General features: G+C 36.7%; 29 protein-coding genes. 5 read left to right on the top strand and 24 right to left on the bottom strand.

Annotation, left to right across the window (positions count from 1 at the left end):
- Window positions 1-50 precede the first annotated feature (50 nt).
- The 4 genes from mraZ to M3183_RS11960 all read right to left on the bottom strand — a co-directional run bounded on the left by mraZ (window position 51) and on the right by M3183_RS11960 (window position 4,019).
- Complete coding sequence (gene mraZ / locus M3183_RS11975; protein WP_251469866.1) at window positions 51-482, bottom strand: division/cell wall cluster transcriptional repressor MraZ; 432 nt, start codon at window positions 480-482, stop codon at window positions 51-53.
- A 213-nt stretch (window positions 483-695) separates the two neighbouring features.
- Entirely contained in the window at window positions 696-2,330 is a 1,635-nt protein-coding gene (gene bshC, locus M3183_RS11970) for a bacillithiol biosynthesis cysteine-adding enzyme BshC (protein WP_251469865.1), read from the bottom strand.
- Window positions 2,331-2,721: 391 nt separating this feature from the next.
- The gene (locus M3183_RS11965) at window positions 2,722-3,117 is read right to left on the bottom strand and encodes a DUF3397 domain-containing protein (protein ID WP_251469864.1); all 396 of its coding nucleotides are present in this window, start codon (window positions 3,115-3,117) and stop codon (window positions 2,722-2,724) included.
- The gene (locus M3183_RS11960) at window positions 3,114-4,019 is read right to left on the bottom strand and encodes a 2-dehydropantoate 2-reductase (RefSeq protein ID WP_251469863.1); all 906 of its coding nucleotides are present in this window, start codon (window positions 4,017-4,019) and stop codon (window positions 3,114-3,116) included. The genes M3183_RS11965 and M3183_RS11960 overlap by 4 nt, the downstream gene beginning before the upstream one ends.
- 328 nt (window positions 4,020-4,347) lie before the next feature.
- Here M3183_RS11960 and M3183_RS11955 point away from each other — a divergent pair, with 328 nt between their 5' ends.
- Entirely contained in the window at window positions 4,348-4,827 is a 480-nt protein-coding gene (locus M3183_RS11955; RefSeq protein ID WP_251469861.1) for an N-acetyltransferase, read from the top strand.
- A gap of 31 nt (window positions 4,828-4,858) precedes the next feature.
- On the opposite strand, the gene M3183_RS11950 is transcribed toward M3183_RS11955, so the two are convergent.
- The 4 genes from M3183_RS11950 to M3183_RS11935 form a co-directional block, all read right to left on the bottom strand.
- On the bottom strand, window positions 4,859-5,491 hold the full coding sequence (locus M3183_RS11950; RefSeq protein WP_251469860.1) for an RsfA family transcriptional regulator: 633 nt from the start codon (window positions 5,489-5,491) through the stop codon (window positions 4,859-4,861).
- 99 nt (window positions 5,492-5,590) lie between these two features.
- Window positions 5,591-6,346, bottom strand: coding sequence for an enoyl-CoA hydratase/isomerase family protein (locus M3183_RS11945; protein ID WP_251469859.1), 756 nt, complete (start codon window positions 6,344-6,346; stop codon window positions 5,591-5,593).
- A gap of 89 nt (window positions 6,347-6,435) precedes the next feature.
- Window positions 6,436-6,609, bottom strand: coding sequence for a 50S ribosomal protein L32 (rpmF, locus tag M3183_RS11940; RefSeq protein WP_042456138.1), 174 nt, complete (start codon window positions 6,607-6,609; stop codon window positions 6,436-6,438).
- A 56-nt stretch (window positions 6,610-6,665) separates the two neighbouring features.
- A complete protein-coding gene (locus M3183_RS11935) occupies window positions 6,666-7,190 on the bottom strand; it encodes a YceD family protein (RefSeq protein WP_251469858.1) in 525 nt (174 codons plus the stop codon).
- 234 nt (window positions 7,191-7,424) lie between these two features.
- Here M3183_RS11935 and M3183_RS11930 point away from each other — a divergent pair, with 234 nt between their 5' ends.
- The gene (locus tag M3183_RS11930) at window positions 7,425-8,642 is read left to right on the top strand and encodes a nucleotidyltransferase (protein WP_251469854.1); all 1,218 of its coding nucleotides are present in this window, start codon (window positions 7,425-7,427) and stop codon (window positions 8,640-8,642) included.
- Window positions 8,643-9,106: 464 nt separating this feature from the next.
- Here the strand turns inward: M3183_RS11930 and M3183_RS11925 are convergent, their stop codons facing one another.
- Together M3183_RS11925 and M3183_RS11920 are read right to left on the bottom strand one after the other, a co-directional pair.
- Complete coding sequence (locus M3183_RS11925; protein WP_285879494.1) at window positions 9,107-10,129, bottom strand: SepM family pheromone-processing serine protease; 1,023 nt, start codon at window positions 10,127-10,129, stop codon at window positions 9,107-9,109.
- A 1-nt stretch (window position 10,130) separates the two neighbouring features.
- On the bottom strand, window positions 10,131-10,916 hold the full coding sequence (locus M3183_RS11920) for a patatin-like phospholipase family protein (protein ID WP_251469851.1): 786 nt from the start codon (window positions 10,914-10,916) through the stop codon (window positions 10,131-10,133).
- 211 nt (window positions 10,917-11,127) lie between these two features.
- Between M3183_RS11920 and ylbJ the strand changes: the two genes are divergently transcribed.
- The gene (ylbJ, locus tag M3183_RS11915) at window positions 11,128-12,342 is read left to right on the top strand and encodes a sporulation integral membrane protein YlbJ (RefSeq protein WP_251469848.1); all 1,215 of its coding nucleotides are present in this window, start codon (window positions 11,128-11,130) and stop codon (window positions 12,340-12,342) included.
- Between the two features lie 38 nt (window positions 12,343-12,380).
- Here the strand turns inward: ylbJ and coaD are convergent, their stop codons facing one another.
- The 7 genes from coaD to M3183_RS11880 all read right to left on the bottom strand — a co-directional run bounded on the left by coaD (window position 12,381) and on the right by M3183_RS11880 (window position 16,004).
- Window positions 12,381-12,863: a pantetheine-phosphate adenylyltransferase gene (coaD, locus tag M3183_RS11910; RefSeq protein WP_251469845.1), complete on the bottom strand. Its 483-nt coding sequence runs from the start codon at window positions 12,861-12,863 to the stop codon at window positions 12,381-12,383.
- 12 nt (window positions 12,864-12,875) lie between these two features.
- Window positions 12,876-13,436 (bottom strand): 16S rRNA (guanine(966)-N(2))-methyltransferase RsmD, encoded by a 561-nt coding sequence (gene rsmD / locus M3183_RS11905; RefSeq protein ID WP_251469843.1) that lies wholly within the window; start codon window positions 13,434-13,436, stop codon window positions 12,876-12,878.
- Window positions 13,437-13,931: 495 nt separating this feature from the next.
- Window positions 13,932-14,207 (bottom strand): YlbG family protein, encoded by a 276-nt coding sequence (locus M3183_RS11900; RefSeq protein WP_251469842.1) that lies wholly within the window; start codon window positions 14,205-14,207, stop codon window positions 13,932-13,934.
- A 116-nt stretch (window positions 14,208-14,323) separates the two neighbouring features.
- On the bottom strand, window positions 14,324-14,761 hold the full coding sequence (locus tag M3183_RS11895; protein ID WP_251469841.1) for a YlbF/YmcA family competence regulator: 438 nt from the start codon (window positions 14,759-14,761) through the stop codon (window positions 14,324-14,326).
- 62 nt (window positions 14,762-14,823) lie between these two features.
- Window positions 14,824-15,231, bottom strand: coding sequence for a hypothetical protein (locus M3183_RS11890; RefSeq protein WP_251469840.1), 408 nt, complete (start codon window positions 15,229-15,231; stop codon window positions 14,824-14,826).
- A 104-nt stretch (window positions 15,232-15,335) separates the two neighbouring features.
- Window positions 15,336-15,575, bottom strand: coding sequence for a YlbE-like family protein (locus tag M3183_RS11885; RefSeq protein WP_251469838.1), 240 nt, complete (start codon window positions 15,573-15,575; stop codon window positions 15,336-15,338).
- A gap of 21 nt (window positions 15,576-15,596) precedes the next feature.
- Window positions 15,597-16,004 carry a YlbD family protein gene (locus tag M3183_RS11880; protein WP_251469835.1) on the bottom strand — a complete coding sequence of 136 codons (408 nt, stop codon included), beginning with the start codon at window positions 16,002-16,004 and terminating at the stop codon, window positions 15,597-15,599.
- A 233-nt stretch (window positions 16,005-16,237) separates the two neighbouring features.
- Between M3183_RS11880 and M3183_RS11875 the strand changes: the two genes are divergently transcribed.
- Window positions 16,238-16,723: a PaaI family thioesterase gene (locus tag M3183_RS11875; RefSeq protein WP_251469832.1), complete on the top strand. Its 486-nt coding sequence runs from the start codon at window positions 16,238-16,240 to the stop codon at window positions 16,721-16,723.
- 41 nt (window positions 16,724-16,764) lie between these two features.
- Here the strand turns inward: M3183_RS11875 and M3183_RS11870 are convergent, their stop codons facing one another.
- Both M3183_RS11870 and M3183_RS11865 read right to left on the bottom strand, forming a co-directional pair.
- Window positions 16,765-17,781 (bottom strand): CAP domain-containing protein, encoded by a 1,017-nt coding sequence (locus M3183_RS11870; protein WP_251469829.1) that lies wholly within the window; start codon window positions 17,779-17,781, stop codon window positions 16,765-16,767.
- 187 nt (window positions 17,782-17,968) lie between these two features.
- Entirely contained in the window at window positions 17,969-18,400 is a 432-nt protein-coding gene (locus M3183_RS11865; RefSeq protein WP_251469826.1) for a CBS domain-containing protein, read from the bottom strand.
- Between the two features lie 182 nt (window positions 18,401-18,582).
- Here M3183_RS11865 and M3183_RS11860 point away from each other — a divergent pair, with 182 nt between their 5' ends.
- Window positions 18,583-18,942 (top strand): YugN family protein, encoded by a 360-nt coding sequence (locus M3183_RS11860; protein ID WP_251469823.1) that lies wholly within the window; start codon window positions 18,583-18,585, stop codon window positions 18,940-18,942.
- A 56-nt stretch (window positions 18,943-18,998) separates the two neighbouring features.
- On the opposite strand, the gene M3183_RS11855 is transcribed toward M3183_RS11860, so the two are convergent.
- From M3183_RS11855 to ctaD, 5 genes are all read right to left on the bottom strand, one after another.
- Complete coding sequence (locus M3183_RS11855) at window positions 18,999-19,463, bottom strand: DUF420 domain-containing protein (RefSeq protein WP_251469821.1); 465 nt, start codon at window positions 19,461-19,463, stop codon at window positions 18,999-19,001.
- Window positions 19,464-19,568: 105 nt separating this feature from the next.
- Window positions 19,569-20,471, bottom strand: coding sequence for a cytochrome c oxidase assembly factor CtaG (ctaG, locus tag M3183_RS11850; protein WP_251469818.1), 903 nt, complete (start codon window positions 20,469-20,471; stop codon window positions 19,569-19,571).
- A gap of 145 nt (window positions 20,472-20,616) precedes the next feature.
- The gene (ctaF, locus tag M3183_RS11845) at window positions 20,617-20,952 is read right to left on the bottom strand and encodes a cytochrome c oxidase subunit IVB (protein WP_251469815.1); all 336 of its coding nucleotides are present in this window, start codon (window positions 20,950-20,952) and stop codon (window positions 20,617-20,619) included.
- 2 nt (window positions 20,953-20,954) lie between these two features.
- The gene (locus M3183_RS11840) at window positions 20,955-21,584 is read right to left on the bottom strand and encodes a cytochrome (ubi)quinol oxidase subunit III (protein ID WP_251469812.1); all 630 of its coding nucleotides are present in this window, start codon (window positions 21,582-21,584) and stop codon (window positions 20,955-20,957) included.
- Window positions 21,584-23,452, bottom strand: coding sequence for a cytochrome c oxidase subunit I (gene ctaD / locus M3183_RS11835; protein WP_251469810.1), 1,869 nt, complete (start codon window positions 23,450-23,452; stop codon window positions 21,584-21,586). The genes M3183_RS11840 and ctaD overlap by 1 nt, the downstream gene beginning before the upstream one ends.
- Between the last annotated feature and the right edge of the window lie 30 nt (window positions 23,453-23,482).

Here is a 23,482-nt window from a genome sequence, read left to right as displayed (position 1 = left end):
CCACCTTTTCCAATCTCATCCACAGAACATATATTGATATAACTTTTCCATTATATATCAAAGCCAATCATATTTTCTGCTATTTCCGCAAAAGAATCTTCAGACTGTGAAAAATAGTCTTCCCAAATCTGTTTGCTCCAAATTTCAATTCGATTGGAAACTCCTAAAATTACACATTCCTTTTCCAATTTTGCATATTGCAAAAGTGGTGCCGGGATATTAATTCTTCCCTGTTTATCAAGTTCACTCTCTGTTGCCCCTGAAAAGAAGAATCGGGTAAAGGCACGGGCATCTTTTTTCGTCAAAGGTAATGCTTTTAATTTTTCTTCAATAACCTTCCACTCTGTTAATGGGTAACCAAACAAACATTGATCCAAACCTCTGGTGATTATGAACATTTCGCCAAGATCATCCCGGAATTTGGAGGGCACTATTAAACGTCCTTTGTTATCAATGCTGTGATGGTATTCACCCATGAACATACCCACTACCCCCACTTTCTATTAAAAATGTACCACATTCCCCCACTTTCCACCACCTATTTTTAAAGTATTCGCCCCTTTTTCTTTAAAATCCTTTTTTATTATGGAAAATTTTTATAAAAAAGGCTGTATTAAACGCAACTATTTCATTGGCTCAAATCAACTTGTTAACCAAAAACAGCAAAAAACTCCACTGTATGGAGTGGAGTTTTTCTATAGTTTGATTACTTTATGAGATCCATCAAAGGAAAAATGCAGCTTCATTAAATTTCTAATGAAATTTAGACCATAACAATTTAAATAATAAAATACATTCCACACTCGTTCTTGCGGGAAGCCATCTGGCCGCAATGCCAATTGAACGCGCGCAAACTTTTGCAGGACAACATCATGTTTCAGTTGTACTGCTTCTTCCATTTTGGTTTGCATAAATTGAATTTCTTTTAATAAATAAGACTCATTTTTCTTCAACAGCGGTAATAGGCCGCGATCCAGCTCAATGGTTTTGGCTTCTATCACTTGATACCGTTTTACCAACTGTTCTTTAGCAGCTGAAAATAACTCTTCAATCTCTTGGTCCTTTATAGATTCCAAGTATCTTTCCCTGCTGTCTGCAATTCCCAATTGTAAAACCGATAAGAGGTCTAGATTTAATTCGGTTAAATCTGTTTCAACTGAACGGTCCAAAAATGTAATATTTAACCGAGGCACTATTGGCGGCATTTTGATATGGAAATGTTCAAAAACCAGCTTTAGTTCGGCCCAATAAGAAATTTCACCAGGTCCCGCAATAAAGGCAATAGTAGGAAACAGTAATTCCTGCATTAAGGGTCTTGTTACCACATTGTTACTCAAATATCCCGGATTCTCATTTGCAATTACCACCAATTCAGATGCAGTAAAAGAAATTGCACCACTTTTCCCCACAAAACAGTCGGTTTCACGATCATACTCAAGTAAAATTCGTTCATGCCGTTTTTGATCATAATAAAAGAGGTTGGCAGATTGTTCACTAGCATCAATCGTAATTGGAAAACCTTTAGATTCTATCTGCTTTTGCTGTTCTAATAATGAAAATGTAATTGCATCATGGTGTTCAATTTGCTGGGTTAGAAACCCTTTTTGCAGCTGTCGGAATGACGAATTGCCTGAATCAACCAGCAGCAGTCCATCGTCCTTAAACAATTCCATAATAATATTAGCAAAGAAGTCAACAAAGGTTGTAGATTGGGATACCTGCATACGGGCAAAATCTAATAAAGAATTCGTATGTTCTGTTTCACCAAATGTCTCAATAATATTTGTCACCCATGAAAGACAAATCTCTTTATCCAACTGGACTTCTGAAACCATTTTCTTTTGTAAAACTTTCTCAGGATACTGCCACTTAAAAACGTCCTTATCAAGAGGAACATTTATATGATTCACTTCTTGGAAATCGTGGTCTTCACCGGCAATCCAAAAAACTGGAACTACTGGGACTCCTAATTCTTTTTCCTTTTGTTCTGCCAACTTAATAATGGATATGACTTTATGTATTGAATAAAGGGGCCCTGTTAAAATTCCTGCCTGCTGACCGCCAATGACAACCACACTATTTTTTTCTCTTAACTTATCAATCGATTTATTTACCGCTTCCGATGATGGATATTGCTTCATAAAGTCTCTTATGTGGTCCGCAACCTCTGTTCTTGGAAACTGCCGGTCGCCCAGTTCCGTTAAACGATTCACATCTTCGTTTGAATCATTATACCGGTAATGAAAAAACGGTAGAATTTCTGCAGATTGTTTCAAATAATTTGAAGCAAACCGATTGGTTGCTGGTAGAGAGAGATTTAAAATCTCCATTCATGTACTTCCTTTCTGGTCACCCAAATTCGTTCTCTTTAGCAGTATACCATTCACCGCCTATTTTAAAAAAAACTTTGCCTAGAATTTTTTAAGTAAAGGCTATGTTAAACTTGGCTGTTGTTTTTCACTCCCCAAGGCAGTCTTTATCAGCATGGGTATCGCACGACTAAAAGCGATAGCTTTTAGAAGGAGGCACAAGCGTTCCGTGGATGCTCCTCGGCGCTAACGTCTGCGGGGTCTCCCCTGGCACGTACTCCCGCAGGACATTGAATTACGTCCTTGAATTCTCCCACGCACGAAGGAATTGCGTTAGCAATTACGAGGATTCTTCGTACCTTTCGCTGCAATCAACAGGGTTTTAAAAATTTCACCCCTCTTTTAACAGAGCCTAAGTAAAAAAAGTAAATACCACAGCCCGGTAAATCAAACCATAAAGTGTTAAACCAACATAGGCTAAGAAAAAGAAGATAAAGTTAAAACGCCAAAAACCCTTTAAAACTCTTTTATAATCAATTTCTCCCTTTACTTTCCAATGAACAAGGACGAATGTCATGGCAATGACAATGATAATGAGAAGAATAAAGCCAAATAAAGAATGACCCCAAATTGTTTTAATTAAAAAATGAACTGAAATAATAAATAAAATTGTCGTGTAATCAAGTGCTTTATGCACTGATTTGCGGGTATTTTTTGATACCAGCTTATAAATCATAAAAATAAACAAAAAACCAAAAATCGGCATGGAAAAGAATAAGGTCAGAACATTTGAAAGAATTCCCGTCATCTTAGTACCTCTTTTCCGCCGGTTTCTTTCCCTTTAATTAAATTATAAAGACTTTCAGTCAAGGGAGCTTCCTTACCATGTTTCTGAGCCTCAGTTAGAATAAATCCTAATATGGCGTCAATTTCTGTCCTCTTGTTCGCCTCCAAATCCTTTAACATTGAAGATTTATTCTCTGAGGTTGTTCGGCAAATGTCCATTACTTGTTGAAAATAGGACAAATCATTTTCAAATTTAAAAATGGTGGAAAGTTCCTCAAACAATTTTTCCATAGTTTTAAAATAATAGGGATTTTGCATTAATGCACCATTTTTTACTTGAAGGATTGCTGTTAATGGATTAACAACCGCATTTACAATTAATTTGTTCAGCAGCATTTCATGAAAATGATGTTTCAAAACAAATGGAAACTCCACTGGTGCAGAATTTATAAAAGAATGTAAAGCGTCTAATTTCCCTTTAAATAAAGCTACATTTGTTGCTCCGGCACCATTATGATGAACAGTATAAGGATTTTCTCTCAAAGCCCCATGTTCAATAGAGCCTAAATAAATATTCGGAACCAAGAGATATTCCAATTGTTTTAAATGGCTCATTCCATTTTGTAAAAACAGAAGATTTTCTGGGGCAGAATGCATTTCTATGATTGATTCAAGAATGTCGTTCAACTGGTACTGTTTTACAGTAATAATCGCGAGATCCTCCATTGCCTCCCACCTTGTTATTGGCAATGCAGAAACAAAAGAAATAGAGCTTCTAGATTCTTTTTTTAGTAGAATACCATTCTTATTAATTTCTTGAGCCTGTTCTTCAGTTCTTGTATAAATAATGACATCAAAATTTCTGCTTAAATAGGCAGCATATAACAAGCCAATGGATCCAGCACCAACTATGCCAAGCTTCATAGAATTATCCCTCATTTAATCGAAAGTCTTTACAGGTATTTTATCAGATAATTCACGTGTGATGGTAAAAAACAATGATGAAAAAATTACTGTCCATGAATACAAAGATTTTCATTTTACAAGAACATGATTTTTCTAGTTGATTAAAAATTTCTTTCCATTTTCGTAAGCGTTTCCGAGTGTTTACTTGAAGAATTTTTTATAAGAATGTAATATAATGTAGATAATCCATTTTGAATAATATGAAAAGTTATTCACTTTATGGTATTCAAGCCAAGAAAAAAACAAAAAATATATGAAAATAAGAAGGTAATTTAGGAGGGGCGCAATGAAAGCAACGGTGGAAAGATTAAAAATAAATTTTAAAACATTGGAAGAGTTTAAGAAATTTAAAGAATATGGAATTCAAGAACTTTCTATGCTCGAAGACCTTGAAGCAAATATTATCGACAATGATAGCGAATCACCTTTTTATGGAATTTATTTTGGTGACAAACTTGTTGCCCGGATGAGCTTATATCAAATCGATGCCAAATTCGACCGCTATTTCTATCCGCCGCAAAATTATTTGGAATTATGGAAGCTCGAAGTATTGCCAGATTATCAAGGCAAAGGGTTTGGAAGCCAGCTTGTAGAATTTGCAAAAAGCTTAGGACTGCCACTTAAGACCAATCCAAGAATGCAATCCCGAGGATTTTGGGAAAAGATGAATTTCACCAGTGTTGATTACGAAATGGAACGTGACCTTGGTGAAAACCCGCTTGTCTGGTATCCTGAAGGTGTCGAAGCACAAAACAATAAAGAGTAATACAAAAAGCGGACCCGTTGTCCGCTTTTTGCTATTTTTCAACTCGTTCAAGATTACCGTTTTTGTCCATTTGAAATTTTACCTTTGGCTGCCTTTCCTCCTCTTGAAAAACCACCATTTTTCTAGCCCTCTCCATAATTTCAATGAGAGAACGGTAATCTTCTTCAATCGCTTTTAAATTTTTCGTTAGTCTTTCATTCTCAGCAGCCAAATAATATGTCTTCTTCTCCAACTCTTTTATTTTCTCAACAGCATTTTCACGTTCTAATGCCATCTCGGCTTGGGATTCTGCTTTTTTATTGAGTTCTTCTAAAAAATCAATGACAGATGCAAAAGTAATTTTTCCAGTGTTTTGTTCTTTTACCACTGGTGATTGTTCAATTATTGGTTCTTCTTCTTCTAGCGCAGCTTCTTCATTAATTGAGGTACTTTGCAATTTTAATTCTTTACGTTGTTTCTTTGCTAACTCGATGCCAGATTTGTATTGCTTTCTTACATATGAGTTCCAGCGAAAACCACAGGCTGCTGCAGTCCGCGAAAGCTGTTTTCCAACTTCCTCAAAGGCCTGCAGCTGTGTACCGCCATCACGAATATGTCTTAATACAACCTCAGCAAGCAACAAATCCTCATCTTGGGACCACGCATCTTGACGGGTTGAAGTCATAAGAATATCCCTCCTAGTAGTGTTTTTATCATTCATATGCTGCTACTAGAAAAGATAGACTTAAACTAAGCTCGTGTTTTATCGATTTTTTCTTTACTTTCACCTTTTTCCAATAAATTGTTTTACATAGTTATGATGAGCCTCACTCTCCCACAAAACAGCACATCTTTTCACTTCATCTTCTATTCTTCCACGAAGCTTCGACTCTTCCCACTTTGCAATCCATAATTTTTTATAGGCTTGCAATACTGAACCATCCGCTTCCAACATATGTTCAAGAAATAATTCACACGCTTGGAGGGAATCCCCTTCGTAGAGCTGTTGGATGAACCCTTGTTTAAGTAAATATTCTGTAGTATGTCGCTCCGCCCCCATTAGAAGATTCATCGCATTCGATGCAGGCAGTTTCTCTGCAAGGATTGAACCGCCGCCCCAACCTGTCGTAATTGACTGCTTTCCCTGTACAAAACCAGCTTTTACTCCTTTTCTCGCAAGGCGGAAATCACAGGCAGAAGCTATTTCACATCCGCCTCCTATTGCGGTACCGTTAATCAATGCAATAGTTGGTTTAGGCAAAGTTAATAGTGAGTATAGAATATTACTCATTTTTGTAAGCATTGGCAGTACTTCTTCCCTTGTCCGAAGGTGATGAAAAACAGATAAATCTCCTCCTGAACAAAAAGCTTGTTCCCCTTCACCCGTAATGACAAGCGCTTTAATGTCAGCAGCTGCTGCATCACTAATTGCCTGAGTTAATCCTTCCATTACTTCCTCATTGATTGCATTTCTTTTTTCACTTCTTGCAATCGTAAACAATAAATAACCTTTTTTATGTTTTTCAATATTATAAGCCAAATTCCCCTTCCTCCTCACTTGATCAAAACTCCATATATAACAAAAGCACAAGGGCTTTACGCACCTTGTGCTTTGTATCAAAGTTGTTATTAGTCGTTAACTACTTCTTTTCCTTTGTATGTCCCGCAAGCTTTGCAGACGCGGTGAGCAAGTTTCATTTCACCACAGTTTGGGCATTCTACCATACCAGGAACATTTAATTTAAAATGAGTACGACGTTTTCTTTTTGCAGTTTTAGAAGTTCTTCTAAAAGGTACAGCCACTTCAAACACCTCCTTAAAGAGTATAAATAAAGTTTAAAGAAACCGCAAGTGGTTCTTTACTTATTTCTTTGATTGTCATTATCAAAAAACTTAGCAAGTCCTGCTAGTCTAGGGTCAATTTTTTCGGACTCTGCTTCTTCAGTAATCACTTCCCAATCCTTGCCGGATTGTGGTGCAGCATCCTCAGAATCGCCATCCTCGCAAAAAACCTGCATCGGTATTTCAAGTAAAAGAATCTCTCTGATGATTGGCTTTAAATCAATCATCTCACCTTTTACTTGATGAACTTCCTCATCAGCCTGATAAACAGCATTCTGAAGAAGAAATGTTTCTGTTGTTTCTACATTAATTGGGAGTTTTACGTCCACTAAAGTTCGAGAACAAGGAAGAATTAAATAACCCTCAATTTTGAAATGAAAGGTTATTTTCGTCGAGTCAATATCTCCGCGGCCAGTGATATGCATAGGAGAAACTTCTCTTATAGTTGGATCATCTTTTTTTAGATCATCAAACTGAATGATTTCATCAAACGAAAATTCCTTGTTTCGATATTTTTGTAATTGACTAATCGTCCATTTCAATTGAATCACCTCAAGGCAACAAAGGTAATTATAGCCTTCGATAAAATTTTTGTCAATATTTTTTCTTTACACACAGGAAAGAAGAAGCCATTGGAAATAGTACACCATGTTTTTGATTTTAGTATTATTAATAGTTTATCCATCTCTCTTATATACAAACGTTTTCCAACCATTATACCTTTACATAAAAATTTTGCTATAATAAAAAATTATTTAGGTAAGGAGAGAATATATTTGAAATCTGTTGGTCTAGTTGTTGAATATAACCCTTTTCATAATGGGCATGCCTTTCATTTACAAGCATCTAAAAAAAAGGCAGAGGCAGATGTTGTCATTGCAGTAATGAGTGGAAATTTCCTACAAAGAGGTGAACCTGCACTTGTTTCCAAATGGTATCGTACTCAAATGGCCTTATTAAATGGAGTGGATATCGTATTTGAGCTGCCTTATTGTTTTGCTGTTCAAAAAGCAGAGACGTTTGCAAACGGAGCCGTTTCGATTTTAAATGCAGCAGGATGTAATTCTTTATGCTTTGGAAGTGAGAGCGGGGAGATTTCAGACTTTCTAGAAACCATTGCATATTTAAAGGACCAGCACAAGGTTTTTAATGAAAATATCAAACACTTTATGGAGACAGGGTTAAGTTATCCGAAAGCTATTGCATTGGCATTTCAACAGCTGCCAAACTCGGAAAAGTATTTAGATCTGTCAAAGCCAAATAATATACTCGGCTTTCAGTATATACAAGCGATGCAGGAGCATGGCAGTACGATGAAGCCCTTGACTGTAGCAAGAAAGAATGCAGACTACCATGACGAGCATTTCGCCTCTGAAACAATAGCAAGTGCAACAAGTATCCGAAAAGCTATTTTTTCAAAAGAAAAAGAAAATGTCAATATAGGACAATATGTTCCTGGGCCAACTAACATGTTATTACAAGAATATCAGCATCGTTTTGGCCGTTTCCATTGCTGGGAAGATTATTGGGACCTCCTTCAATATCGGCTCATTACCTCTTCCCCTGAAGAACTTCAGAATGTGTACGAAATAGAAGAAGGCCTTGAAAATAGATTAATTGAGGCAGCCCATACTTCAACTAATTTTCAAGATTTTATGAGCCAAATGAAAACAAAACGGTATACGTGGACAAGATTACAGAGATTATCCGTTCATGTGCTGACAAATTCCAAAAAAACCGAGATGAAAAGCTTATCTGGAAATGCTGCATACTTAAGACTTTTAGGGATGACCTCAACAGGAAAAGAATATTTGAACAAGATGAAAAAACATTTCAGCCTGCCGCTTGTGGCCAAATTATCGGCATATAAAAACTCTGACATATTACCTGATATAAAAGCAGCACGTGTGTACGCTATGGCGTTCCCCAAAAATATAAGAAAGGAAATGCTTCTCCAAGAATTTAAACAGCCGCCTATTTTTATACCATCTTAACGAAAAATTCCCCCCCTTAGCTCAAGGGAAAGGGAAACTATCCAGGCTGATTGAATTTTCACTTTATAAAAGGCTGTTTTCGTAAACTATGTTGTTATGCCAAGAAAAGCGGTGGTTTATTCAATTTAGGAATAAGCGGACTCTGCGAAAAAGCTGGATTACAGGATAGCCCCCTTGGAAGTAAAAAATAAGCGGAAGTTTTCCCGTTATTTGCAAAATGAAGCTTAAATAGTAAAAAATAAGCGGAGTTTTTTCCGTTATTCAATGAAAAGCACCCGATTTTAGCAGTTTAAAATCAAATAAGGGAAATTCCTCCGTCTATTTCAGCTAATTAACATCCAATTTCCTAAATAACGGGAATTTCTACCTCCATTTTTTGAACGAATCTTAAAAAGGGAGCAAAAAGCAACAATCTTTTAGAATAGAGCCTTATAAAAAAATAAGATGGTGTAAGAGTCACCATCTTATTTTTTTACTGGCATCTTTTCGAGGTATTGTATAGCCTCATTAAAATTATCAATTGGTATTATTTTCATTTTCGTTTTAATATCGCGGGCGGTTTTCACTGCAGCCCGGTAGTTAGAATCTTTTGCCCCTTTTTCATTTGGTGCAAAAAAGATTTCTGCTCCTGCCTTATCAGCAGCAACAATTTTTTGTTCTATTCCTCCAATAGGACCAACTGTTCCATCTACATCAATGGTACCTGTACCGGCAATCTGGTATCCCTTTGTAAAATCTTCCTTTGTCAGCTGATTATAAATTTCTAATGTAAACATCAATCCTGCTGAAGGGCCGCCAATATCATCTGTTTTTACTTTTACTTCAGGAGCTACCACAATTTCTTTATCATCAACTAATGTAATCCCAATTCCAGCACGCTTTGGGTCTTGTTTCAAAGGCTTAAGCGTTAATGTAACTGTCTGTTCCGCCTTTTTTCTTGTAAAAGTTAAGGAAACTTTATCACCTGCCTGTTTTTTTCCTACGTATTCGATAAATTTTTCTGAGGAGGAAAATTGTTTTCCATCAATTTTATATATGCGGTCACCAGCCTGAAGTGCCCCATCAGCAGGCATCCCAGGGAATACCTGCATAACATATATTCCCTTATACTTATAATTTATCGGCAGACCCGCCTTACGATAAGCCACTTCTATAGCATTCAGCTTCGATGACGCCATTAAATGCAGCTGTCTGACATTATATTCTTCCTCTGTTTCCTGTTGATTTAATATCAATTCTTCGGGATAAATTTCTTCATATTTTCCCATTTTTGCTTCCAAATAAGAGTAAATATTTGCTCTGCCCATACGGACAGTCGTTAACATAAAATTCCCCTTTTCCTTATAACCATCCTCCACCGTAACGATGGGTGAAAGTTCTTTTGCCATACCAGGCTTTGAAACATAATAAGGTAAAGAAAAATACATTCCGCCAGTTAGAATAATCACAAGGATTAAAACGGAAATAAAATAAATTTTTTTACGCAAGCTAAGTTCTTCCCTTCCATTGCTCGATTTCTGCTGCTATTTGTTTAATATGCTTTTTCGCTTCTTCTTCTCCAAGCTTAATAATTTCTTCAATATTCGTGAAGGCCCTAGAGCTAAATTCCTCTACAGGGGGCCTAATCATAATATTAGCAGCATTTTCCTGACTATTAATAATTTCAGTTTGCATAATATCAATACTTTGCATGATTACATCATAAATGGAAGTGATCTCGGCACCTTTCTTAACCCTTGAAACATCAACAGCAATGACAATATCTGCACCCATTTCCTTTACAACCGAGATGGGGACCCGATCTGTCACACCGCCATCAACTAGAAGTCTCCCTTGATATTTGACCGGTACAAAAATCCCCGGAATCGAGATACTCGCTCTTACTGCTTCGGCTGTGGGACCTTTAGTAAAAATAACTTTTTCCCCTGTTAATAAATCAGTTGCAACTACAGAAATAGGAATCGATAATTCTTCAATATTTTTATTATGTGTAAAAATCCTAATGAGTTCTTTAACTTTCTTCCCACCGATGAAGCCCATCTTTGGAACGGTAAAATCCAAAAAATACTTTCTTTTAAAGGCTGTCGAAAATGTATATAATCGGTCAAGGTCAATTCCCGCTCCATAAAAACATGCAACAAGTGCCCCCATGCTGCTGCCGGCAATTAAATCGATTGGAATGCCAGCATCTCTCAAAACTTTTATGACACCTAAATGAGCAAACCCACGAGCACCGCCAGACCCAAGCGCCAAGCCAATTTTTGGGGACTCCATTTATGTTACCTCCCAACCTCATTAAGAAAAACAGACTTCGCTTTTAGGAAATCTCGTTCAATTTTATGGTCTAAATTAATGTTCTATGAGTATATTTCTTTTATATGGGGACAGGCAATACACAAAGCTTTATACAAAGAATATTCTTATTTTAACATTTCAATTATGGAATTTACTAGTGACACCACCTCTAGGAGGGAGGACTATAATTTTGTTTAGCTCTAAATTTAAAACAGTAGTATTATCAGTATCTGTATCGATATTAGCTGTATCGCTTATTTTTTTTCCGCAAGAGTCTTTAGAAGCCTCTAGGAGAGGCCTTGATATGTGGTGGAAGATCGTTTTCCCATCCCTTCTTCCTTTTTTTATTGTATCGGAATTATTAATTGGCTTTGGAGTTGTCAAATTTATCGGAGTTCTTCTTGAGCCATTAATGAGGCCTTTATTTCGCGTACCAGGTGCTGGGGGATTTGTTTGGGCAATGGGTCTGGCTTCTGGTTTTCCAGCAGGGGCAAAATTTACGGCAAGGTTACGGCAAGAAGGTCAATTATCGCAAATTGAGGCGGAAAGACTGGTCTCGTTTACCAATTCCTCAAATCCATTATTTATTTTTGGGGCTGTTGCAGTAGGTTTTTTTAAAAATGCACAATTAGGCATTATTTTAGCACTTGCGCATTACTTAGGTAATTTTTGTGTTGGAATCATCATGCGATTTTTCGGAAAAGAACCATCTAAGGAGTCAAAGAAGGAGAAAAACAGCATTTCTATCCGAGGAGCACTTTCCACCCTCCATCAAACCAGATTAAAAGATAATCGTCCAATCGGAAAACTACTAGGAGATGCCGTCAATACCTCTATTCAAACATTGCTGATGGTTGGCGGATTTATAATCATTTTTTCGGTAATCAACAAAATACTTTATATATTACATATTACAGAAGCATTAGGGAAAATAGTGGAAGTGATGTTCTCTAGTCTCGCTTTTCCGGAAATGTTAAGTATACCTTTTATTTCAGGTATTTTTGAAATTACGTTAGGCAGCCAGCTGACAAGCAATGTTGGAGCTGCTACATTGTTGCAGCAAGCGATGATTACAAGCTTTATATTAGGTTTTAGCGGTTTGAGTGTTCATGCCCAGGTGGCTAGCATTTTGGCTCAAACAGATATCCGTTACAAGCCGTTTTTCATCGGAAGAATCCTTCAAGGAATTTTCGCAAGCTTGTTTACCTTACTATTTTGGAAGCCTGTTTATACGCGTTTAAATAACAAAGAACAGCCTGCAGACGTGCTGCCAGTTGGATTTTTTGGTGAGGGATCATGGAGCCATGACATTTATCAAAAAATGATTGAATTAGGTCCATTGATCACACTATCCTTTCTTATTTTATATGTATGCATTCTATTTTTCCGCTTAAAGAAGACATGATAACAGCCAGAGATGTCTATCCCTGGCTGTCAAAATAATTATTTATTATATTTCTTTTTCAGTTCTTTCTCAACAATTGGCGGAACAAGTGCTGTAATATTCCCATGAAATTTTGCTGCTTCTTTCACAATACTCGAACTTAAGAATGAATATTGATTATTCGTCATCATAAAAAAAGTCTCAACATGATCGTTTAAATATCTGTTCATTGAAGTTATTTGCATTTCATATTCAAAATCAGAGACCGCACGCAACCCCCTTAAAATGGCTGTTGCGTTCACACTTTTTGCATAGTCAACCAAAAGTCCAGAAAATTCATCAACTACAACATTTGGGATTTCTTTTGTTACTTCCCTGATTAAATTAATTCGTTCTTCAACTGTAAACAATGGGTTTTTTGCCGAATTATTTAGAACTACAACATATACCTTTTCGAAAACTCTGGCTCCCCTGCGGATAATGTCTAAATGACCATATGTAATTGGATCGAAACTTCCTGGACAAACGGCTATGCTGGCCAAATGATCTCCCCCTTAATCCCCTTTTAATCTTGAATAAATTGTTACCGCGATAATACCATATTGTTCGTGTTTTATTTGTACAAGCTTACCTACTGTATGAGGTAATTTTACGTCAAAACTATGTTCACAGACAACTAATCCGTTTTCATTTATGATATTATGTATATCCATTCTTTCCATTAATGCAGTAAGCTGCTGTTTTTTATAGGGTGGATCAAGAAAAATATAATCAAAACGGATTTCTCTTTTCATCAGTGCCTTTAAAGCACGATCAGCATCATTTCGATAGACCTCTGCCTGTTCTTCAAAATTGCAGGCTTTAATATTATCATATATAGTTTGGACAGCCTTAGCCTCCCGGTCAGTAAATATTACCTTATTAAGTCCTCTGCTAAGAGCTTCTATTCCTAATCCACCGCTGCCTGCAAAGAGATCCAGACCAATGCCTCCTTCAAAATAAGGCCCAATCATATTAAAAATTGCTTCTTTCACTTTATCAGTAGTTGGTCTCGTTGAATTCCCCGGTACTGCCTTCAACGGCCTGCCCTTACACATACCAGAAACCACTCTCATGTATTATCACCACTTTGTTAAACTCTAAAAAATCATGTTTCCTATTTATCCTATCATAATCTAACAAAATCAGACAAACCACGGGAGATATTGTCATTTTTAAACATTGAAGCGAAAAATAAAAAAAATACGTATAAGCTTCTTGGATGTGGAAATAATGTAATTAACAACATCAATTCGAGGATGTTGTTGCCAACCGCGGAGAAGACTTACGTTTCCCCATAAGTTCTTCCTCCGGTTTCTCCTCTCCCTTTGCCTTCTATCCTTTTAGGAGGATATAGAAGGACCCTGCGGATTAGATCTGCAGGGTTTTTTTTGTTACTCTTTTGTCAATTAATTTGCGTGTTCAAGGTTCAAACGGTTTTACGGGCGGTTAACAAAGCACCTGGGCTAAAGGATTGTGGTGGTTCCCCCGTACTCCCGCAGGCATTGAATATCACCATTCTATTCTTACCATCAAAAAAATAAAAAAAAGCGAGGATTTCTCCTCACCATTTAGATTCCCATTTTATAATCATATTCCTTTGCTTTATCCGGGGTTGAATTCTCATACTCCATTTTCAAGAAAGGCTTATAGGACGGCTCTACTTTTTTGACAAATGAGAAAGAATTCAACTTCTCCATAATGTCTTCAATATCATCCTGATTGCAATATAACACGACGTATTTTAATTTTTTTGATACATAATGGACATTTCCGAACCTTCTAAGCATTTTTGCATGTTTTAAAGAATAAAGCCATACAACAAGTCCTTGTCTTTGAATAAACATAACGTTTCCCCTTCAATAAACCATCTTTACATTAAGTCTAGCATATCAAAACATTCTATTTCAATTTAAAGCTGAAATGAAAAGAAAGAAACCGGCCTAATCACCGATTTCTATTATTAACCACAGCCGCAGCTGCCGCCGCTTCCACAGCCGCCGCCATGTCCACTATCGAAAAATGGATTTCCTGTCGGTACCTTAATATGTTCTGAAACAGCACCGCCAATTGCCATACTTATTTCATCAAGAAGACTTTGAAGGTCATTCTCTGCTAATTTAAATTCAGCAACATTGGGATCTAAATCCATTTCTCTTTTATATTGCCGAATCTGCATCATCACCCTTTTATAATCCGGGTGATATTTTCCAAAACGCTGCACCTCTTCATATAATTCTTTTAGCATTACAAAGCGATGTATCTTTCTTTGCGTTTCTTGGTTATTTTGCATTTTATATAAACAAAGTCGATAGTTTTGAACAACATCAGACTCTAATACCATTTTAGCTAAGTTTTCGGCGTACTCTAATAATTGTACTCTTTCTAAAGTAGCAAGCACTTTAAGCCCACCTCCATCTCTCATTTTAACATGAAAAATGGGATAAAGCGAATTCCTCTGGATTACTCAGAGATTCTCACCGAGAATTCTTTATTCAATCCATATGGCACATTTTTTAAATTAACCACCTCAAGCTTAATATTATGTGTACCAGGCTTTAGTCCTTTGATGATAAACGCTGCAGCGTCCACCTCAGATGTCCTTTGTCCATCAATCCAGACAATTATTTTTCCTACTTTTTGGTTTTTATGGTCGGATTGGCGAAATGTTATACCATTTACAATACATTCCACAAGTACAATATTTCCTTTTATCTTATGCTGAACCATTAATTCGGGGATAGAACCTTCTTGCAAAATTGAGTTATGTGTACCAGAATTGTCTATTTGCATATTACTTTTATCTTTTGCAGAAACTTCAGGCATACCTGTAAGAATGCCAAGTAATAGGATTACAAAGATTAATTTCATCAGTAAAATCACTCCTTATGGTTGTATTGTTCGCCTCCGATTTAATTTTTAATCTTAAAAAACATGAATAAAAAAAGGCCACATTCTTTTAAAATGTGTCCTTTCTAATTTTGATCTTTCATTGCTTGAAACATTGAATACATCATTGAGGCCATTTGTACTCCATTTGTGAATTTTTCAACTTGATCTGGGATTGTTTTTTTGTAGTAATGTAATGATGCAATTTCCAGTGCTTGAAGATCATATGGATTTCTTGATAATTTGCGGTACCAAAGCGGCTGTTCCCGAACAAATTGTTTTAAATCCTTTTGGCGCTCTAAATATTCTAATACCTCTTTTCTCATGTTTATTCCCCGCACCTTTCACTAATCCTGCCTAAATGAAAATGGATTCTTCGGTCCCTCCGGTGGTCTTACCGCTCCTCCTCCACTGCCGTTGTTGCCTTGAAATTGGGCCAGAAGGCCTTGGATAGCTCCAACAGCCTGACTAACATTATTTAGATGGGATTGCATTTGATCCGCATCCATTTTTTTCACGACCCCAAGAATATTGGAAATAAAATCGCCTTTTGATTCTGAATTCGGCTTTTCCTCCTGTTCACTTTCAACCCCTACAGTTTCCCACCGTTTGTCATCTTCCCCTAATAGGTACCAATCCTCATAAAGTTCCTGCCAGGTTGCTTTCCCTTTCCTAACCTCTTGTATAAGTTTAGGATTATTTTTTACAAATTCCTTAAATTTCAAGACGGATGGGTGTAATTTTTTTTGTGTCATTTTTATCACCTCTGCCGTAATCGTACCTATGATACAATATGAAAAAAAACAAGAAAGGTGAAAATCCAATTTTTTAAACGTATTTATTATTCTGCCTCAAAGTGGTAAGATGACTAAAGATATACAGTGAAACTTCAATCAGTGTGGGTTTTTCTCATCCTGCACTAATTGTTAACTGAACCAATCGTGCTTTTACGGGCCGTAATACGGGATAAACGAAAGAGGTACATAGAATGAAAGAGGAACTAAGACAGCTGCTTAATCAATGCATTGAAAATGGATCTGAAACAGAATTAAACGCCATCAAATTTCTTTTAGAGGGAATCAAAGATAAAATGGATCATCATTCTATCCCTTTTCTAGGAAAACTGCTGCATATGGAAATAATAAGTGACAAGGATTGCTGTGAAATCACGATTCCGCTTAATCCAGTTGTAAATAATAATTTAGAAATACTTCATGGCGGCATAACTGCTACGGTGCTTGACACTGTAATGGGGACTTTAGCTAACACCCGATTGCCTGAAGGCTTTGCAGCCGTTACAAATCAATTAAATATTCATTATATTTCACCTGGTATAGGTGATTCCTTACGATGCAAAGCTGAACTCATTCACCAAGGTTCAAAAACTTTCGTCATCACTGGGGAAGCCTACCGTAGTGATGGTAAAAAAATCGCCCATGCTACCGGAACATTTTTTATTGTTCCCAAAAAATAAAGCGGAGATTTATGGAGATGTCCATTCATAGGGTGTCTCCATTATTTCTCCGCTTTTTGAATAAAATTTTGTGTATAAAATTCTTTAAATACACCAACACCAAGATGAGTAAAACTCTTACTTAATAATGTCTCCCGATGGCTTTTACTGTTCAGCCATCCTTCAACAGCTGCCGGTCCATCGGTATAGTTTGCAGCTATGTTCTCGCCGGCTGACTTAAAAACTACTTTAGCCTTGCCCAGGCGATCTGTTAGGCTTCCGAACTCTTTAGAGTTGTGAGAGAAATCATTATTGTCCGACATATCTTTACTATGCATATAAGCTGTTTCCGCCGTTCCTGTATCCCAAAGCAGCGGATGTTGTTGATACCTGGACCTTAAAACATTCGTAATATCAAAAATTTCCTTTTCAGTACCTTCCTGAATTAACTTCCATTGTTCCACGCTTGGTTCTTCAGGCTTAATCAACTGACCAGTAAAGACCAGTTCATAGGGCTTCTGCTTGATCATAGTCTCTGCATTTAAAAAACGTATACTTGAAAGAATACCAGTAAATTTATCAATGTATAATTGAACATAAATATTACCAAGCTGGACAATCGGACGAAGATTCAAATCCGTATCATTTAGTTCAAACCGATAAGAACTGTGGTTAAAATCAATATTAATGTTTGTATCAATATATTGAGTGTTAAAGATCTCCTCAACAGGCTGCCCAATTTCAAAAGGAGCAACATCTAAATTTTCCCCTAAGGCAAATATTGTTACAACACGATTTTTCTCTACTCCCACTTGCAAATAATGTTTATAATCCTTATTATAAATGTACCATTGATATCCATATAATGATTCATCGATTCGATTGGGCTCACCTAATTCTTTTTTTACAGCTGATACATCTTTACCTATTAATAAGGCTAGTCCTTCCTTTGGGGCATGGGCTTGATTGTCTTTACTTGGTTTATAATCAGGTTTTTGTGACGACGATGGCTTGTTCATTTCCATCGTATGGTCTTCCTTTATTAATACCTTTTCATCTGGTACTTCATTTATACTCATATAAAAACCAACAGTTAAAAATACTGCTGATAAAATTAAAATTCTAAATAAAGATCGCAGAGGCTCTCATCCTCTCTATACCTGCTATCTATAATGTATAGATAAGATTATTATATCATTTCCTTTCATGATAAAAATAGCCAATCTAATAAAAAACAGGTACGGAAATGTACCTGTTAACAAAATTTTAATGCTGCATTGGTGTTGTTTGCTCAGAAATATCAGTCAGGGCCGCCTTTGCTTGATCATCGGTTAATTCTCTTATTGCAAAATCACCAAGAGAGACAATTCCTATAAGTTCTCCATTTTCAACAACAGGCAGACGTCGTATTTGATGCTCCGACATTAATTGTACTGCTTCCCTCGAGGTCGCATCAGGTGAAATGGTAATCAGTTCCTCGCTCATTACTTTTTCAACCTTTGAGGATGGCGGATTTTTTTCAGCAATCCCTCGAATGACAATATCCCGATCGGTGATCATTCCAACTAATTTCTTCTTATCAACAATAGGGATGGCCCCTACATTTAATTCTTTCATTTTTACAGCAACTTCATATACATTATCTAAAAGAGTGCAACACTCCACATCTTCCGTCATAATTTCACGGATTTTTTCCATTATATCACCTCAAATTTTTTCTGTTTTTGACGGTTATAGTTTTTCCTTACAAGAATGAATTATTCGTAAATGAATTCATTGCAAGTTAAGGCGTTTTCATCTATTATTAAAATGAATTAATATTGCTAGATAACCAATAATAATTTTTAGGGTATTGGCATTGTCTTTAGGAGGGATTCGAAATGAAATTTGAAAATACCGGTATTGAGAATTTTAAAGCTGATCTAAACCGATTAGATGAAGTAATGCAGGAACACGGTTTAGTTCGTGCCGGTCAATGGGACTATGAGCGGGTTACATACGATCGAAAATTTGAATTAAGAGAAGGAACTTTTTATCTTCGCATCCAAGGCTATGCACTTGATGGAGATGTAGATATCTTCAAAGCTACCATTCAATTAATGACACCATTTCTTGGAAAGCATTATTATCCACATGGTGTTGAATACGGTGAAGATGAGCATTTCCCTGCAAGTCTTGTCAGTCAATGCAAAAAAATTCTTGAAGAAGTAAAAGCAGAAATTGAAAAGTTTGCAAGTTAAAAATAAAATTATTAAAAGACGCATGAATTCATGCGTCTTTTAATTTCCCATAAATATCAAAATCCAAGAATGGCCTTAATCATGGAAGTGGTCTCCCCACCCTTATAGAAAACGTATAACAACAAGTATACAACTACCCCTGTAATGGCAGAAAAGAACCAGACAATGCTTGTAAAAGGTCCCAGCCTGCGATGAAAAGACAACTTATTCTTATAGCCGGAATATAAAGATAAGATTCCTAACACTGCACCAATGGTGGCTAAGTTGATATGAAAAATTAAAAAGGTCGTGTAATAGACTTTTATATTATCTGGTCCGCCAAATGAAGTATTCCCAATAAAAAGAGTTCTTGAAGCATAGATAATAAAGAAAACAAGTGCAAAAACTGCGGCAAAAAACATAGTTTTTTTATGTGATTCTATCTTTCTTTGTTTAATTTGCCACCAGCCTATTGCAACTGTAATACCGCTTAAAACGATAAATGTGGTGCTTATTGTCGGCAATATCGGCAATGAATTCATAACTAATCCTCTCATTTTCGTCATCTTAGAATAATATTAATGCAGTTCCTAAACTTTTTCAAATAATATCTTATATCCGAAAAAAACTCCCAAAAACATGGGAGTTTATTTAACGGGTGTAGGATTTAATATTTGATTAATTTCCTTTTCAGATTCTTCCTGATCTTTACGATACCACTCAAAAAATACTTGTGCTAATATGACCGCATAAATGATTTCTTGAAGAATTTTCATTACAACTCCGCCTAGTCTTTGATCATCAAGAATTTTCATTGAAGTAAACAGTTCGGGACCACTAAGATTTAAATTTGAGAATACATTTGTGCCGACACAAAGACTCATAACCTGTCCCCAAACATGTGGATCGTGATAGGTTGCGTAGAGTGATTTATCTGCAAAAATAATCATTGCACAAGCCGGAGTCATCAGCATACCATTCACAAACAAAAATGCCACCTTTTTAATCCCGCTTAATGAACGCTGCTCAGGCAGCGGACTTTGTAAGGACCACCACATAAACAAAGCAGTTAAAAATAAAAGAATAGAATAACCAGAATGATAATAGCGATTTTGCATAACCTCATCAAATATTAATGGAATATGGTAGATCGAGAATAATCCATTAAATAGAAGAACGGATACAACCGGTTTCGTCAGTATTGTAAAAACAGCATTTACTGGTTTTATTTTCAACAAACTTCTCCAAAGCCATACCGGAATCGCTTTGATAAGTATAGGCGGAATCAAGAGAACTAAAATGACCATTGTCACACCATGGACAGAAAACAATAGATGTCCCATTAAATCCAATGGTGATCCTTTGATAGCATATAAAAGAATCATGGATGTCAAAAATAAAACAGTCTGCCTAACTGTTAACGGTTCACTATCTTTAAACCTTGAACGAAACGTAGTGGTGATAAGAAAAAATATCACAGTAAGAACAAGTAGTATAGTTAAAAAATACGGGCTCCAAAGAGCTTTAAATCCAAAAATATTTAACGGCACCTAATCTCACCTCAATTAGTTATAAGCATCCCGTCTCTATTATACCCGTCAAAAGAAAAGAATACAAAATGGTAAAAAAGAAAATCGGCATTACTATGCCGATTTTCACTTTTTATTTTGCCGTTAGAGGCTGATTGTCAAACAATTACCACCAAATAATCGTCATAAAAGTTAATACGATTACGAAGGCCATAAATACACCCGTAAAAAGAAACATTGATGGAGCCTCATGACCTTCATGGCTCATATGCATAAAATAAAACAGTTGAAATATAACCTGAACTACAGCTAAAAGGAGAATGAACGGAATGATAAACCATGCCGTAAATCCTTTAGCAGCTACAGCCGCAAATGCAATGAACGTTAAGAAAATCATGATTGAGAAAGAAATCACCTGATGGCGCATTTCCTCTGCATTTTTTTTGCGGCGATATTCAAGGTCAACTCTTGGATTACTTGAGCTTAATGGCTGATTTGTCATTTTTATCCCACCATCCCCATTAAATATACTACCGTAAAGATAAATACCCAGACAACGTCGATGAAGTGCCAATATAGACTGGCGACATAGAATTTTGGAGCATTGTACAGGTTAAGACCACGTTTAGAGTTGCGGATCATTAGCGAAATAATCCAGGCCAAACCAAAGGTTACGTGGGCACCATGGAAGCCTACAAGTGTGTAGAATGCAGAAGAAAACGCACTGCTCGTAAATGTATGATGGTACTCGTGTACATAATGATTAAACTCATAAATCTCGGATCCCAAGAAGCCGAAGCCCAATAATACCGTAACACCAAGCCAAACCATCATCTTTTTAAAAGCAAAGTTTTTCATATGATACATTGCGTAAACACTTGTCAGTGAACTTGTTAATAGCAGCATTGTTGCTACTAGTGTCAACGGAAGATCAAAAATATCTTTTGCCAATGCATGAGTTGAATCTGGAACCTTATCCTTTAATGCAAGATAAGTTGCGAAGAGAGAGGCAAACAAAACTGTCTCTCCCCCTAAGAATAACCAAAAACCTAAAAATTTATTTTTAGCTTCAAGGGTGGCCCTTTCAGGCGAAGCAGGCCATGTTTCGTACGTAAATTTTTCTTCAGCTTGCATTATGCCTCAGCCCCCTTTTCTTCATCCATTAATTCTTCTTTATGAATATGGTATCCATGATCATCTTTCACGGAACGTACCAACATGGATCCAAAAGTAACAAGTAAACCAATGATTAATACAGGTAAAGCCCATGACTTATCATCTGCATGGTACAATGCACCAAACGCTGCAATAAATAAGCCTAAAGTAATCATAAATGGAATGAAGGACGAATTTGGCATGTGTATATCACCAACAGGTTCTGCCGGTGTCATAGCTTTTTTGCCTTCCATTTTTTCAATCCAGTATGCATCTAAACCACGGACAAGCGGAAGCTGCTTAAAGTTATAGTATGGAGGCGGAGAAGAAATTGCCCATTCAAGTGTTCTTCCATCTTCCCATGGATCATTACCAACTTTAACATTTTTCACTTGCGTGATAACCACGTTCAACAATAAAACAATTACTCCGGCAGACATAAATCCTGCACCAATGGAACTTACCATATTTGATGTATCAAATCCTTGTCCTGGAAGGTAGGTAAATACACGACGCGGCATTCCCCAAACTCCTAGGAAGTGCTGGATAAAGAATGTTAAATGGAAACCAATGAAGAATAACCAGAAAGTGATTTTTCCTAATGTTTCATTTAACATGGTGCCAAACATTTTTGGCCACCAATAATGTGTTCCTGCAAGAAGTGCCAAGACAACACCACCGACAATTACATAGTGGAAGTGTGCAACAACGAAATACGTATCATGGTATTGATAGTCTGCTGCAGCGGTAGCAACCATGACACCTGTTACCCCCCCACAGACGAATGACGGAATAAATCCGAAAGCATAATACATTGGGGTTGTAAACTTAACACTTCCTCCCCACATTGTAAACAGCCAGTTGAAAATCTTAATACCAGTTGGAATACCAATTGCCATTGTTGCCACTGCAAAAATCGCATTAGCTACAGGTCCTAAACCAGTGGTAAACATATGGTGCGCCCAAACCATGAATCCTAAGAAACCGATTAGGACTGTTGCGAATACCATTGATGAGTAACCAAACAGACGTTTTCGAGAAAAAGTCGAAAAAATTTCCGAGAAAATACCAAATGCAGGCAGTATAAGAATATACACTTCAGGGTGACCAAAAACCCAGAAGAGATGTTCCCAAATAATTGTATTACCACCCATGGCTACTTCAAAGAAATTAGCGCCAAATAAACGATCAAACATCATTAAAGTCAAACCAACTGTTAATGGAGGGAAAGCAAATAAAATCATTGCAGAAGCAACAAATGTTGTCCATGTAAACAGCGGCATTCTCATATAAGTCATTCCTGGAGCACGCATTGTAATAACGGTTGCCAGGAAGTTAATCCCACCAATTAAAGTACCAAGACCAGATATCTGTAATCCTAATACATAAAAGTCAACACCATGTCCTTTTGAATGAACCGCAAGTGATGCATAAGATGTCCATCCTGCATCAGGTGCTCCGCCTAAGAACCATGAAAGGTTTAGGAATACACCACCAAAAAAGAACAACCAAAAGCCTAAAGCATTAAGAAATGGGAATGCAACGTCACGTGCACCGATTTGCAGTGGCATAACCGCATTCATAAAAGCAAATAACAGTGGCATGGCCGCTAGGAAAATCATTGTTGTTCCGTGCATAGTGATAATTTCATTAAATGTTCCAGCGCTAACAAAATCATTATTTGGAACAGCAAGCTGTATACGGATAAATACTGCTTCCATTCCGCCTACTAAGAAAAACAATCCACCTGCCATGAGATAGAGAATGGCAATCTTTTTATGGTCAACTGTTGTTAAGTAGTCCCATATTGTACCGCCAAATCCCTTTTTTTGAGCATAGGTACTCACAATTTAACCTCCCTTTCTTTCCGATTCCCC

The organism is Neobacillus mesonae, from assembly GCF_023715155.1.
Lineage (GTDB): Bacteria > Bacillota > Bacilli > Bacillales > Cytobacillaceae > Neobacillus > Neobacillus mesonae_A.
Note: the sequence above shows the minus strand (reverse complement) of the source record. Positions and strands in the feature narration are given on the sequence as shown.